Origin of the sequence: Paenibacillus amylolyticus (assembly GCF_047302515.1) — a bacterium.
GTDB lineage: Bacteria > Bacillota > Bacilli > Paenibacillales > Paenibacillaceae > Paenibacillus > Paenibacillus amylolyticus_G.
On sequence record NZ_CP168019.1, the window covers coordinates 3,923,245 to 3,937,140 of the forward strand.

Sequence of the window (13,896 nt, forward strand, 5' to 3'; positions counted from 1 at the left end):
GGATAAGACACGAAGGTCCATTACACCGTACCTATACTAATTATCCATTTGTCTTCTGGAAGTGGCTCATGAAGTCTGTCAGTGCCTTAACACTCTCATAAGGAGCAGCATTATAAATGGAGGCACGGAGACCACCCACACTGCGATGTCCTTTCAGACCTACAAATCCTTCTTCCTCCGATGCCTTGATGAACTTTTTCTCCAGTTCCTCAGAAGCAAGACGGAAGGTTACATTCATAAGGGAACGATCTTCTGGTTCCACACAACCACGGTAGAAATCGCCGGAAGCGTCAATTGTGTTATAGAGCAATTCCGCTTTTTTCGTATTTTTTTGCTCAATACCAGCCAGTCCGCCCTGTTCTTCAATCCATTTCAATACTTCATTCACCATATATACCGAGAAGGATGGCGGCGTATTGTACAGGGAGTTGTTATCTACATGTGTGCTGTAACGAAGCATGGTTGGAATCGTTTTAGGCGATTCGCTCACCAGTTCCTCACGAGCAATTACAACCGTAATTCCGGATGGACCCAGGTTCTTCTGTGCACCCGCGTAGATCATGCCGAACTGATTAAGATCAAATGGTTTACAGAAAATATCACTCGACATGTCCGCAATCAGAGGTACTGAACCGGTATCCGGGAACGACTTGAATTGCGTACCTTCAATCGTTTCGTTGGAAGTCAGATGTACATAAGCCGTACGTTCCGGCAAACTCAGATTCGAAACATCCGGCAATTTCATGAACTTCTCTGCTTCTGAAGATGCAGCAACATGTGTCTCGCCGATCAACTTCGCCTCAGACAGAGCCTTCTTCGCCCAGCTGCCAGTCATCACGTAACTTGCAGTCTGCCCTGCACCGAGCAGGTTCATTGGCAACATCGCGAACTGAGTGCTTGCACCGCCCTGCAGAAAGAGAACCTTGTATCCTTTTGGATTTCCTAGAAGCGACAACAACCGCTCCTGAGCTTCATTATGTACAGACTCATACACCGCTCCACGGTGAGACATCTCCATAATCGACATGCCTGTATTACGAAAATCTACAAATTCCGCCTGTGCACGCTCCAGTACCTCAAGTGGTAACGCCGCAGGTCCTGCATTAAAGTTATACGCTCTTTTTGTCACAAAATCCCCCGCCCTTTCCATCCGTAACTCTGACATACAAACAGCATTTTGCACAATTCGATTAGAATCGCTCACGGGTATAAGAGTTGGACAGGAAGAAGCATCCTGATCCAACCAACGTATAGACGAATTGAATCATTTCGATCTATATCTTACCTATTGGAAGTCGCTCTATGGATTTGTGCAAAATGCACTCAAAGTAAATATTATCGCTATGATATCAGTATTCTCTATCTGCTTCAAGGGCAATATGCACTGAAGTGTTGAATTCAGGTTATCAAATTCCTTTATCACCCTGCAAAGTTAAAGCACTACATTGTTTAATTCAAGGAAAAGCCTCCGAGAGCGTGTCCCGGAGGCTTTAAGTTGGAACAAGAACTGTTCCGACCTCGACCGATTAGCAGTCGAAGTAAAGGCTGTACTCGTGCGGATGAATGCGGATCGCTACTGCTTTCGCTTCATCACGTTTGAGGTTGATGTAGTTATCAAGGAAGTCTTTCGTGAATACGCCGCCTTCAGTCAAGAACTCGTTGTCAGCTGCCAGAGCATCAAGTGCTTCTTCCAGGGAAGCTGGCACACTGCGGATGTTTTCTTTGTCTGCATCAGACAGGTCATAGATGTTTTTGTCGAGCGGACCATATCCAAGCTCAGTTGGATTGATTTTACGTTTGATTCCGTCCAGACCCGCCATCAGCATTGCGGAGAATGCCAGGTAAGGGTTAGCTGTGGAGTCTGGTGTACGGAACTCGATACGACAACCCTTCGGTGTCACAGCTGCAACCGGAATCCGAACTGCTGCGGAACGGTTACCTTTGGAGTAAACCAGGTTTACTGGTGCTTCGTAACCAGGTACGAGACGTTTGAACGAGTTCGTACTAGGGTTAGTCAAAGCGATCAGTGCCGGAGCATGGTACAGGATACCTCCGATGTAGTGCAGAGCCATTTCACTCAGGTTAGCATATCCCGCTTTGTCATAGAACAATGGGGAATCGCCATCAAAGATGGATTGGTGAACGTGCATTCCGCTACCATTATCACCGAACAATGGTTTTGGCATGAATGTTGCTACTTTGCCATATTGACGTGCAGTGTTGTGCACGATGTATTTGTATGCAAGCAGGTTATCTGCTGTTTTCTTCAGTGTATCAAAACGGAAGTTGATTTCGGCTTGACCCGCTGTCGCCACTTCATGGTGATGACGCTCGATTGACAGGCCAGCTTCTTCCAAAAGGCGACACATTTCGCTACGAATATCTTGTTGTGTATCCACTGGTGCTACTGGAACATATCCGCCTTTAGTACGAACTTTGAAGCCCAGGTTTCCGCCTTCTTCCTGACGGTTGGTATTCCAAGAAGCTTCTTCTGAATCTACGAAGTAGGAAGAGCTGTTCGTGCCGCTCTCATAACGAACATCGTCGAAGATGAAGAACTCGGATTCAGGTGCGAAGAATGCTGTTGTACCTACGCCGCTTTCTTGCAGGAAAGCTTCTGCTTTAACAGCGATACTACGTGGGTCACGCTCATAACGCTCGCCATCCGGAGTGAAGATATCACACATAACATTCAATGTAGGGTGTGCAGTGAACGGATCGACATAAGTCGCTTCAGGGTCTGGCATCATAACCATATCGGACTCTTCAATTCCGCGGAAACCTTGGATAGAAGAACCGTCAAAAGCTACTCCATTTACGAACGTGTCTGCATCAACAGCCGAAGCTGGCAACGAGATGTGATGTGCACGACCAGCTAAATCTACAAAACGAAAATCTACCCACTCGATGTTGTTCTCTTGAATTGATTTCAATACGTTTTCAACCGACATGTATTCGTCCTCCCAAATATTCCGAACATTAAACAACCCCACTAAGAAAATGTCTAAATTCGAATTTTTTTCTGTCGTCATTATAAATTTTAAAACATGACATCGTCAATACTTATGTAAGGTATTTTTTGAAGGGATGTTAGATATACTCACACTTTATAAATAACAAAAATTCATATAACAACTATTTTTATATACATTTAACTGGTTTAATGCGGTAAAGCGACCCCTATTTTAACCTAAATCATGGGAAAAACTTCACATCATAAATGTTTCTTATCACTATTGATTAATAAATACGTTCAAAACTGCAAAATATGCAAAAAACCGAGCATCTATCTGATTCCGTTGCAATGAACGAGATCAGAGGAGATGCCCGGATGATGATCCAGACCTTGACTATGAAATTCTTATTACACGCCTACACGTGCCGGGAAAAATTCTGCTGGTTGTTTGGCTGTGCTGAATGATTTACCCACGATTGGTGCCAATTTCTCCAGATCCTGCAACAGGTTAGCGAATTGGTCAGGGAACAAGGATTGCACACCGTCTCCTGTCATGGAGTTATCCGGATCGGTATGCATTTCAATGATCAGGCCATTGGCACCCGCAGCAACGGAAGCTTTTGTCATCGGTTCCACCAGTTCACGTCGTCCAGTACCATGGCTCGGGTCAGAAATAACCGGCAAATGGCTCAGAGACTGGAGAACAGGGATCGCTGACAGATCCAGCGTATTCCGTGTGTAGGATTCAAATGTACGAATACCACGTTCACACAGCATAACATTTGGGTTACCACCCGCAAGAATGTATTCAGCCGCATTCAACAATTCATCGTATGTCGCACTGAAACCACGTTTCAACAATACCGGTTTGCCACACTCGCCCAATTTGCGGAGCAGGTCAAAGTTCTGCATGTTACGTGTACCTACTTGCAGAATATCTGCGTACTCGGCGCAAATATCCACATACTCAGGTGTCATGACTTCTGTGATGGTCAGCAGATCATGTTTCTTGCCTGCTTCCGCCATCATGATCAATCCCTCTACGCCCGTTCCCTGGAAGCTGTAAGGACCCGTACGAGGCTTAAATGCTCCCCCACGCAACACTTGCCCACCAGCAGCTTTCACAAGCCCGGCAATCTCATCAATCTGTGCAGCGGATTCAACCGCACATGGTCCGCCCATGACAACAAGTTCTTTTCCGCCGATATCTACACCTTTGATGGAGATCACCGTATCTTCCGGATGGAAGTCGCGGCTTGCCAATTTGTAAGACTTCGAGATTTTAACGACATTCTCGACACCTTTCATTTGGCGAAGATGCTCTTGCATTTTAGGTTCAACTTTACCAATCAAACCAATGATAGTTCGATCCTTTCCGCGAGAGATATGCACCTGAAGCCCTTCTTTTTCAATAACTGCAACGATATCCTGAATCTGTTCCTCCGGTGTAGCCTTGCCTGCAATAACGATCATATTAATTCCCATCCTTCCTTGTATGAGAGCACAATCATTTCTTAACGTGCGTCTGATTAAATATAAAAACTCTGTCATGCTTAAACGCTTGTTCGCTTTTAAGCTTTTATCCGTTAAAGTGAATATACCATAGTTATCTGATTGCGTCAAGGTACACATTCCTTATCCATATACTAAAAGAATCCTGCTCCACAGGCTCCGACATTCGGATCTGCATAACAGGATTCTTCTAATTCACATCTCGTTTTTAATTCACATACACTTACTTTTACATTTCCTTTGCCCTAAGGTGTACGTGTTTTTTCTCTAACTGGAGGCAGCAGTTTGCTCATGTTCACGGTACGTTTGATCTCCCACGTCTCCGGCTTGTCATGTTCATACTGCTCCAGGTAAAGGATGACTTCCTTCGTAATCGGTGTTGGTGTTGATGCACCCGAAGTAACCGCCACCTTATTTACACCTTTCAGCCATTCTTGCTGAATCTCGGAAACATCAGATACACGGTAGGCCGTAACACCCGCAATCTCCTCCGACACTTGTGCCAGACGGTTAGAGTTATTGCTGCGAGGATCACCCACCACGATAACCAGGTCCGATTGACCTGCCTGTTCCGCAACAGCTTCCTGACGAACCTGAGTTGCGAGGCAAATCTCATTATGAATCTCTGCGCCCGGAAACTTCTCCAGCAGACGGCTCATAATGTGTTTGATATCCCACTGGCTCATCGTTGTCTGATTTGTAATAAGGATTTTGCCTGGAGATACGTTCAGCTCTTCGATCTCTTCTTCCTTCTCGATCAGATGAACGAGATCTGGTGCAACACCTACGGCACCTTCTGGTTCAGGGTGATTCTTTTTGCCGATATAGATGATCTGATAACCTTCTGCCGTCTTCTCCCGAATGAGATCATGGGTCTTGGTGACATCAGGGCATGTTGCATCCACTGTTGTCAACCCTTTATCCCGTGCCAGCTTACGCACTTCAGGAGATACACCATGAGCTGTGAAAATAATCGTGCCACTCTCCACTTGGCTCAAAATATCCATCCGGTTCGGACCATCCAATGTAATAATACCTTCATCTTCAAAGGAATCCGTCACATGTTGGTTATGCACAATCATACCCAATATATAAATAGGTCGTGGTAAATCCAGATTGCGTGCCGCTTGACGCGCGAGCACCATCGCATCCACAACGCCGTAACAATATCCCCGCGGCGAAATTCGTAGTACTTCCACTTGGTTGCCACCCGCTTTCTTTCTCGGCAACGTTGCCGATGTAATTGCAGTCCTGTCTATTATACCTTTATTCGATAGGCGGAGCAAAGACAACCGGCAACCAGATAATAAAGGTGGTTCCTTCTCCACGTCTGGTCACAACCTCAACCGATCCATGGTGTTCCTCAATAATCCACTTCGCAATTGAAAGTCCCAGACCGATGCCCGGTGTAGCCCCACGGGATTCATCTGCCCGATAGAAACGATCAAAGATGAACGGCACTTCGTCCCGATCCATCCCAATACCGGTGTCGCTAATGCGTAGTCCCACCTGGCCCTTGTATAATACGGCATCCAGCGTCACAGAGCCTTCAGGTGTGTATTTAAACGCATTTTCGATGAAAATAAACAGCATCTGTTGCAGATAGTCCTTGCTACCGTTCACATAAATGCCGTTAAGGATGGAAAAGTCTCCTGGAAGCCAGTCTGCCTGACGATCCAGAAATTGTGCTCTGCGTGCCACTTCCTGTACGAGTATCTGCAACGGGATCGGATTCAGTTCAATTTTCTGACCCGTATCCGCTCTCGCCAGCGATAACATGTCGCTGATCAGCCTGCTCATACGTTTTCCCTCGTCCGCCATGTCTTCAATGGCTTCCAGCGACATTTGTTTGACAGTCTCCTCATCCAGATTCGGTCGGTCGGTTCCCTCCTGATCCCACAGCTTCTTCAGGAAGTCTACGTTCCCGCGAATGGTGGTCAGCGGCGTACGCAGTTCATGCGATGCATCGGATACAAAGCGGCGCTGGGCAGCATTCGTCTCCTCCAAACCACGGAATGACAATTCTGTACGTTCAAGCATATTATTCACCGTTTCAATCAGACGACCAATCTCATCCTTCGGCCCGGCATATTGAATACGTACACTTAAGTCATCTCCAGATTGAATCTGATTGGCGGCATCAATGACAGTCACGAGCGGACGCATCGACTTGCGAGCCAAGACGAGACCTGAGGTAATAGCGAGGGCCATCGCTACAAGCCAGCCAAAAACCAAAATATTAAGCAACGCCTCCAGCAATCGCTCCTGTGAACTTACATTGGCTCCTACCTGAAGAATCCCACGTACTTCATTGGTTCCCTGAAGAGAAAGAGGGAGCTGATTCACCAGAAACGGCGTTCCATCCACATAGATCTTGGATATGCCTCGCTCTTTAAGTATCTCATTGGCTTTTAATACCGGAAACTGAATCTGCAGTTTCTCCATATTACCCGAAATTCTGCCTGAGCGACTCTGATAATCCCAGAGTTGAATATAGATTTGTGCCTCCTGAAGCTGACTCTCTGTAAAGGGGTCCAGATCCAACGACTGTGAAAGAGGATTAACACCAATCTGCTCCGTAATCCGGGTACTCTTCACTTTCAGTTGCTGTTCGACTTCCTGATAAGAGTTAAAATACACAAAGGCATAGATTACAACGCCCCAAAAGATAAGAACAGCCGCCAAAATGCCAGAATACCATGCGGTTAGTCTTAACCGGATGGACATATCAGGAGTCACCTCTCAGGATATAGCCGGCTCCCCGGATGGTCTGGATTAGACGTTTGCCACCGTATTCTTCGGTCTTCTGTCTGAGCATGGCAATGTACACTTCAAGCACGTTAGACTCACCGCTGTAATCATAACCCCAGATTTTATCCATAATCAGATCACGGGAAAGTACCCGTCTTGGATTTTGCATGAACAGATTCAACAGTTCAAATTCTTTGGCAGTCAGCTCCAGACGCTGCCCATCTCGCAATACTTCACGTGAGTCATTGTCCAAAATGATATCTTCATACATTAAGCGGTTGTCCGGCGTGCCCGCACTATCTGACTTGCGGCGCAGCAATGCCCGGACACGTGCCAATAATTCTTCCAGCGCAAAAGGTTTTACAAGGTAGTCATCGGCTCCTGTGTCCAGGCCGGTCACCCGGCTCTGTACTTCATCCTTGGCCGTCAGCATCAGCACAGGCACTTTGCTGCCTGCTTCTCTCAATCTGCGACATACCTCAAATCCGTCAATCTGCGGCATCATCACATCCAGCACAACGATGTCCGGCTCCTTGTCCATCAGTTTGCTGAGGCCTTCGGCTCCATTGGAAGCCGTCTGTACCTCATATCCTTCAAAAGCCAGCCCCCGGCGGAGCATGGATACAATTTTTTCGTCATCATCCACAATCAAAATAGTTGAGCGCATGGTGGTCTTTCTCCTTTATCCTAACGTTTTATCCCATTGTAACAGGCAGAAGCACAATCTGCATCTTCAAGTAGGCGTCTCCAACCCGTCCTGGTCCATTGTAACTCTGCTTCATCAGGGCAAAAAAAACGGAAGGGCCTTCAAACCCTTCCGTTCTGTCAATCCTTACCTGATATTTATGGTTGCTGCTGTTGTGTATCTGTTGTTTGTGAAGTATCAAAATCATTTTTGTTACCGATTTTGATTTTCAGATCCATTTTCTTACCATCACGTACCACGTTTAATGTCACTTCACTGCCGATTTCCTGTTTCTTGATGAAATCAATCAGATCTTGACTTGTCGCGTACGGCGTACCATTGGCACCTGTGATGATGTCATATGCACGGAGATCTGCTTGGTAAGCTGGTGATTGAAAGATCGTGCTGGCTACAACTGAACCTTCGGTAACGTCTGTTCCCATTTGTTTAGCAACTTCAGGCGTAAGAGCCATCAGAGATGCACCGATAAAGGGTACTGGCTCTTTGGGAACTTCTTTGTTCTCTTTAAGATATTTAACGGCTTCAGAAATGACGCTCGACGGGATTGCAAAACCAATCCCCTGTGCATCTGCGCTTACTGCAACGTTCATTCCGATAACTTCCCCATTCAGGTTAAGCAACGGACCACCGGAGTTACCCGGATTAATCGAAGCATCTGTTTGCAGCAAATGGCTGTACTCACGTGTTTTTCCTGTTTCTTCATCTGGAATGCTGATCGTACGTTCTTTGGCACTCAGTACACCTGCTGTAACCGTGTGTTCGAATCCTTCCGGGTTACCAATAGCTACAAGCCATTCACCGACTTGAGTACTGTTGGAATCACCCAGTGGAGCTACAGGGAACGCATCGTCACCACTGTTTTTCTCAATTTTCAATACAGCCAAATCCAGATCAAAGCTGCTTCCCAGCAATTTAGCCTCATAAGGCTTGCTGTTGTTCTCCAGGGTTACCTGGATTACATCTGCACCCTGAACAACGTGTTGGTTCGTCAGGATATATCCTTCTTTGTCAAAAATGAATCCGGAACCAATGCCCATAGGCACAAGCTGATTACCGCTTTGTGGTTGCTGGCTTTGGCCTTGATTGCCTTCCGTTCCGCCCCCATTACCAAAGAAGTATTGGTACAGCGGATCACTTGTATTTGATCCACCCTGACCTAATCCTGTGCGTGAGGACTGCTTCGCGAGTGTTTCGATTTTGACGACAGCCGGACTTGTACTTGTTACTACGGAAGACACATCTTCTTTGCCTGTTGGCAGTAATGACGCTGTGACATTGTTGCCTCCGCCTGTGTTTGTGGACGCTTCCTGTCCTGAACTTTGATTGTCCGTGTTCGTAAGTGCCGTCTCCGGTGTGAACATGTTTGTTCTGTCAGCTGTGTACATGAGAACGGTGATGACCAGCATACCGGCAATAAAGGAAAATAGAAGTGATCTTACGGAAGAACGCGGTTTGCGGTTATTATAGTTCCAGTTGCCTTTGCCGCCATTCCCTTGATCTCCACCGTTACCTGAGCCGTTTCCACCGCCTGCTGATGATCTTTTCGCTTGTTCAGATGATTCACTATTATAGTAAGTAGGTACGGGTCTCACCGGATCAGGTTTTGTAATCTCTACATTTCCTTCTTCACGCTGATTAGTGCTTCCCATGTGATTTGCTGTATCTTCCTGATTCACGGACTGAAAAGGTCCATAAGAATAATAATAGGAGGATTCGTCCGTTCCGGAAGAATTGCGATTCTCCGTTTGTTTGGTTTCGTTTTCCTCGTCTTGACGGTTCGATCTATAGTTGCGTTCGTCCATGCCTCTCTACCTCCCAATCTCTTATTCCCAAGAGATATTCTTTAACTGTCCTTATTTTGTACTTTAAACCTTAACCGTACCTTAAAAACAATTAAAAAGGAGATAAAAGCACGTAAGAATAGACTCTTTTCCCCGTCACGACAGCATTTTACCCTTTCGTTTTCACCCAACCCTGACGATGCGCATAGATGGCCAATTGTGTACGATCATCCATCTCACATTTCATCAGCAGGTTACTCACATGTGTTTTGACGGTTTTGATACTGATATGTAATTCTTCTCCAATGTCTTTGTTGGTCTTCCCCTCTGCAATAAGCAGCAGCACTTCCTTCTCCCGTTCAGTCAGACCCGATTCACTCTCTCTCGCTGTACGTTGTCTGATTCCCCGGGTTAACGCCTGCGACACATCACCTGTCATAACAGGCATGCCTCTATAGGCCCCTTGCAGAGCATAGATCAGTTCTTCAGCAGAGACTGTCTTCAGTACATAACTTACCGCACCCGCTTCAATCGCTTGCACAACCAGATCATCCTCCAGGAAACTGGTGAGCATCACAATTTTCATCCCTGGAAATTCAGTCATGATGGCTTTTGTTGCTTCAGCGCCATTCATTATCGGCATCATGAGATCCATTAAAATCAGGTCCGGCATTTCACTATCATTTAACTTACGCAACTGATCAAGCGCATCCTGCCCATGGCCCGCTTCTCCCATCACATGAAAAGTAGGTTCCAGCATCAGATATGTTTTCAACCCCATGCGCACCATATCATGGTCATCCACAATCATCACGTTTACTTTACCACTCATTCCGTCTCCCCCTCTGGTTCACTCAGGAACGTTCGGGAATTTCGGGATCAATACCCGCACCGTCGTTCCCGCTCCCGGTTTCGATATAATCTGAACTTGCCCCCCAAGCTTCTCCGCCCGTTCACGCATGGTAGATAACCCGTATGAACCCGGACGCTCCGCTTGCTGTAAAAATCCCTGACCATCATCGCTGATGCTCATGCTGATCTGATGTTCACTCTCCCGTATGGACAGACTAACCACTCCCGCCTCTGCATGCTTCACAACATTGGCAACTGCCTCCTGAATAACAAGAAACAGCTGGTGCTCAATGGCATCCGAGATTCCGCCATCCAGTTCCAGCTCTTTCACACCTTTAAGACCATTCTGCCTGCAATAATCAGGAAACCAGCTATCCAGTGCTGCGGTGAGGTCACGCCCTTCCAGCTCCACCGGTCGAAGTTGGGCAATCAGTCCTCGCATCTGACGCTGTGCAATATGTGACATCTGGATCAACTGGTCCAGTACTTTACCACCATGTTCAGGATTCATCTCCAGCAGACGAGGTAAGGACGAAGCCGACATATGCATGGCAAACAGCTGCTGGCTAACCGTGTCATGGAGGTCCCTTGCCATTCGTTTACGCTCTTCAAGCACAGCCCGCTCCGAGGCTTGCTCCTTCTCAATGACTTCCTGCTCACCGAGGCGCTGAAGCAGTCTCATCTTTTTCTCAATCGAATCCATCATGACATTGAACTCCTGATAGACACGACCAAACGAAGCGTCATCCGCTTCAGGCATGCGCACCGCCAGATTACCCTTGGATACTTTCAACATGTTGAGATCAAGCAGGTCGATCTTGCGTTGGAGTCGTAATGCAGCGATATATCCGGTGATAACGGTGGCCAGCACAACAACGGCAACATAGGTCCATGCCCGCTGACGACCAGCCCCCATCAACACCTCTCCATACAATAGATAGAATCCGCCCAGCGTAATCAGACCAGTTAGCGCAAAATACATCATCAGTTCCCATTTATTGGCCTTGAGAATTGTTCGAATCATGCGTTAACCCACCTTATTCACTTTGACGTCTCCGATAAACACACTTACAATAATCCGTACCTTTTTGCTTGCTTCATGGTAATGGGCAGTTTCAGCCTGGGCACTACTCAGGAATCCGCCGCGTTTCTGGTTCAACAGTGACATATCTCCAATGAAGGAATTTGTCGTTACCGTCACACCCAGATCCATATCTTCTGGAACAAATACTTTCACATCCCCAATAAATGAAGAAATGACAATCTTAGTCTCACCGTATGGAATCTGTGCTTTGGTCAAATCAATTACGGTATCTCCGATAAAAGCCGAGATGTTCATTGGTTTCAACGAGAACACTTCCTGCCCCATGTACAGATCACCGATGAACGCCGATTTGTTAATGGTATTGCCACTGCCATAATCCCCATAACCATTTCCGTAGCCATCATCATAATTTTCTCCATATTCGGTGTCGTTAGAGTTGTACGATTGATGTTTCTTCTTATACTGTTGCCCTTGTGATGATGAATCCGTTGATCCTGTGAAATGAGGGCCATGTGCATCGTTCTTCTGTTCCTGTTTTGGTTTGCCAAATGTTTTCTCGAACTGTTCGTCAAACGACGACGGCATCTCCAGATCCTCAGGAGATAACGGTTTATAAGGTTGCTCAGGTGCTGGAGGTGGCTGCATCTTGTCATGATGTTTCCGATCACGACGTCGTGGCCCAATAAGTACAAACAATCCTCCGCCAATCAGCATAACCGGGATCAGATAACGAATGAACTCCCCCATGGAGTAATCAATCCATCCCAGGTTACGGGCAAGAAAGTAACCACCGATCGCCAGTACAATTACTGGTCCAATAAAGGTGTAACCCCCGTTGCGACGAATCTCGGATATTCCTTTGACCCCCCACCAGATTAGAAATAACGGCCAATATGTTCTGAAAATATATCCTACATCAATGTCATATCCCAATTGTCTGAACAAGATCATCGCACCAATAGCAATAAGAGGTATGCCAACCCACCAGCGGTCACGCGTCGATCGTTTCATCGCTCATGTCTCCTTTGTCTGTATTATGTATCCAGTGTAACTCAGACAAGACAATGAGAACAGCGGCGGCAGATGGAATTCATCTCGGTCTCGAGACTGAGATGAGAGGATATTAATGTAAAAAAACTCCCATATGTAAAACACCCCGGAGCTGCTGCTCCAGGGTGCTGAATCATCATTTGATTAATGAATCTTCAATTATTTTTTGTATTTTGATGCTTTGCCTTGACCTTGGCCAGTTTGGCCTGTGTTTTCTACACCGAACTCGGCATTGTATTTTTCATCAGGTGTTTGGAAATTATCTTGTACTTTGTTTTGAGCGGATTGCTTCACTTTTGCTGCTGCATTCTCTTCTCCAAACTCTGCATTGTACTTCTCGTTTGGCGTTTGGTACCCTTGTGATTTTTTAGCCACAACGAATCACCTCTCTCTTCATATTTACGATGCATTGCTGCACCGCGGGGTTCGTCCCCAGTCAGTATTATGTGAAGAGAGCACTTCAGTTATTCATGTGACCATGAAATTATATGGCCTTGTCCAACCAAGAATCCGGTACAGATTTGTACACATCAATCGCATCGGCCAACTCGCTGAGCATCTTTTCTGTGCATTTCCCAGCGCCTTGCCTGATCACCTGTACCTCCACATCCTTTTTGCCCCACTCTTTGTACACTTGCTTGGTTGTCGGGAAATACAGATCAATTTTATTACCTTTGATCGCTGAACCCGTATCTGCAACAATTCCGTAACCATAGCCTGGAATATACAGAATGGAACCCATTGGGAACAACTTCGGATCAGCTGCAATCGTGGAAACTGTTTCTTTATCACGACGTACTTTGACACCGGAATACGTAATTCCGTATTGAGGATGTTTGGGTCCTTTTCCTGTAGACTCCACACCTGCCGTATATCCCGTTGCTGTAACCTTTTGTGTACCCAGGATTTGTTCTGAACGCGGAGCAAGCACCGGCATAGACGGATCTGCCACTTGTTTCTCAGGAAGCTCAGGTCTTGGAATGACCATTGGTTGTGGTGACCACAATAAAGCCATATACACCATCGTTGTCAGCTGAGCCTCATCGCTGTATTGATGGCTGACCTGTTCTGGAAATTCTTGATCAGACTTGCTCGAAGTTTCAATAATTGGACCTTCAATGCCGCTGCTCTGACTCTCGACATGCAGTACTGTACTTTCCTCTTCAAATGTATAGGCATCCGCCTGATTCAGGTTAATCATCATCCCGGCGAATATCACACAGCCAACCAATAAACCCCGTAT

General features: G+C 46.4%; 12 protein-coding genes. All 12 read right to left on the minus strand.

Annotation, left to right across the window (positions count from 1 at the left end; all coding sequences use genetic code 11):
* Positions 1–40: 40 nt before the first annotated feature.
* The 12 genes from serC to ACDJ59_RS16885 all read right to left on the minus strand — a co-directional run bounded on the left by serC (position 41) and on the right by ACDJ59_RS16885 (position 13,677).
* Positions 41–1,129, minus strand: coding sequence for a 3-phosphoserine/phosphohydroxythreonine transaminase (gene serC / locus ACDJ59_RS16830; RefSeq protein ID WP_253432862.1), 1,089 nt, complete (start codon positions 1,127–1,129; stop codon positions 41–43).
* Between the two features lie 397 nt (positions 1,130–1,526).
* Positions 1,527–2,951: a type I glutamate--ammonia ligase gene (gene glnA, locus ACDJ59_RS16835; RefSeq protein ID WP_036669830.1), complete on the minus strand. Its 1,425-nt coding sequence runs from the start codon at positions 2,949–2,951 to the stop codon at positions 1,527–1,529.
* A 413-nt stretch (positions 2,952–3,364) separates the two neighbouring features.
* Entirely contained in the window at positions 3,365–4,429 is a 1,065-nt protein-coding gene (gene aroF / locus ACDJ59_RS16840) for a 3-deoxy-7-phosphoheptulonate synthase (RefSeq protein WP_413409843.1), read from the minus strand.
* A 284-nt stretch (positions 4,430–4,713) separates the two neighbouring features.
* On the minus strand, positions 4,714–5,667 hold the full coding sequence (locus ACDJ59_RS16845) for a 4-hydroxy-3-methylbut-2-enyl diphosphate reductase (protein WP_036669829.1): 954 nt from the start codon (positions 5,665–5,667) through the stop codon (positions 4,714–4,716).
* 67 nt (positions 5,668–5,734) lie between these two features.
* Positions 5,735–7,195: a sensor histidine kinase gene (locus ACDJ59_RS16850; RefSeq protein ID WP_074094317.1), complete on the minus strand. Its 1,461-nt coding sequence runs from the start codon at positions 7,193–7,195 to the stop codon at positions 5,735–5,737.
* 1 nt (position 7,196) lies between these two features.
* Entirely contained in the window at positions 7,197–7,886 is a 690-nt protein-coding gene (locus ACDJ59_RS16855; protein ID WP_036610048.1) for a response regulator transcription factor, read from the minus strand.
* A gap of 176 nt (positions 7,887–8,062) precedes the next feature.
* Positions 8,063–9,727, minus strand: coding sequence for a S1C family serine protease (locus ACDJ59_RS16860; RefSeq protein ID WP_315371545.1), 1,665 nt, complete (start codon positions 9,725–9,727; stop codon positions 8,063–8,065).
* 148 nt (positions 9,728–9,875) lie between these two features.
* A complete protein-coding gene (locus ACDJ59_RS16865; protein WP_091014686.1) occupies positions 9,876–10,538 on the minus strand; it encodes a response regulator in 663 nt (220 codons plus the stop codon).
* 18 nt (positions 10,539–10,556) lie between these two features.
* Complete coding sequence (locus ACDJ59_RS16870) at positions 10,557–11,582, minus strand: HAMP domain-containing sensor histidine kinase (RefSeq protein ID WP_036669825.1); 1,026 nt, start codon at positions 11,580–11,582, stop codon at positions 10,557–10,559.
* Between the two features lie 3 nt (positions 11,583–11,585).
* On the minus strand, positions 11,586–12,614 hold the full coding sequence (liaF, locus tag ACDJ59_RS16875; protein WP_413404311.1) for a cell wall-active antibiotics response protein LiaF: 1,029 nt from the start codon (positions 12,612–12,614) through the stop codon (positions 11,586–11,588).
* Between the two features lie 198 nt (positions 12,615–12,812).
* On the minus strand, positions 12,813–13,028 hold the full coding sequence (locus ACDJ59_RS16880; RefSeq protein WP_036610057.1) for a hypothetical protein: 216 nt from the start codon (positions 13,026–13,028) through the stop codon (positions 12,813–12,815).
* A gap of 109 nt (positions 13,029–13,137) precedes the next feature.
* Positions 13,138–13,677: a 3D domain-containing protein gene (locus ACDJ59_RS16885; RefSeq protein ID WP_081595013.1), complete on the minus strand. Its 540-nt coding sequence runs from the start codon at positions 13,675–13,677 to the stop codon at positions 13,138–13,140.
* Between the last annotated feature and the right edge of the window lie 219 nt (positions 13,678–13,896).

What these genes read in the sequence shown, in the direction of transcription:
- glnA (WP_036669830.1), bottom strand. Translation starts at nt 2,951, where the DNA reads ATGTCGGTTGAAAACGTATTGAAATCAATTCAAGAGAACAACATCGAG.
- aroF (WP_413409843.1), bottom strand. Translation starts at nt 4,429, where the DNA reads ATGATCGTTATTGCAGGCAAGGCTACACCGGAGGAACAGATTCAGGAT.
- ACDJ59_RS16850 (WP_074094317.1), bottom strand. Translation starts at nt 7,195, where the DNA reads ATGTCCATCCGGTTAAGACTAACCGCATGGTATTCTGGCATTTTGGCG.
- ACDJ59_RS16855 (WP_036610048.1), bottom strand. Translation starts at nt 7,886, where the DNA reads ATGCGCTCAACTATTTTGATTGTGGATGATGACGAAAAAATTGTATCC.
- ACDJ59_RS16860 (WP_315371545.1), bottom strand. Translation starts at nt 9,727, where the DNA reads ATGGACGAACGCAACTATAGATCGAACCGTCAAGACGAGGAAAACGAA.
- ACDJ59_RS16865 (WP_091014686.1), bottom strand. Translation starts at nt 10,538, where the DNA reads ATGAGTGGTAAAGTAAACGTGATGATTGTGGATGACCATGATATGGTG.
- ACDJ59_RS16870 (WP_036669825.1), bottom strand. Translation starts at nt 11,582, where the DNA reads ATGATTCGAACAATTCTCAAGGCCAATAAATGGGAACTGATGATGTAT.
- liaF (WP_413404311.1), bottom strand. Translation starts at nt 12,614, where the DNA reads ATGAAACGATCGACGCGTGACCGCTGGTGGGTTGGCATACCTCTTATT.
- ACDJ59_RS16885 (WP_081595013.1), bottom strand. Translation starts at nt 13,677, where the DNA reads ATGGTGTATATGGCTTTATTGTGGTCACCACAACCAATGGTCATTCCA.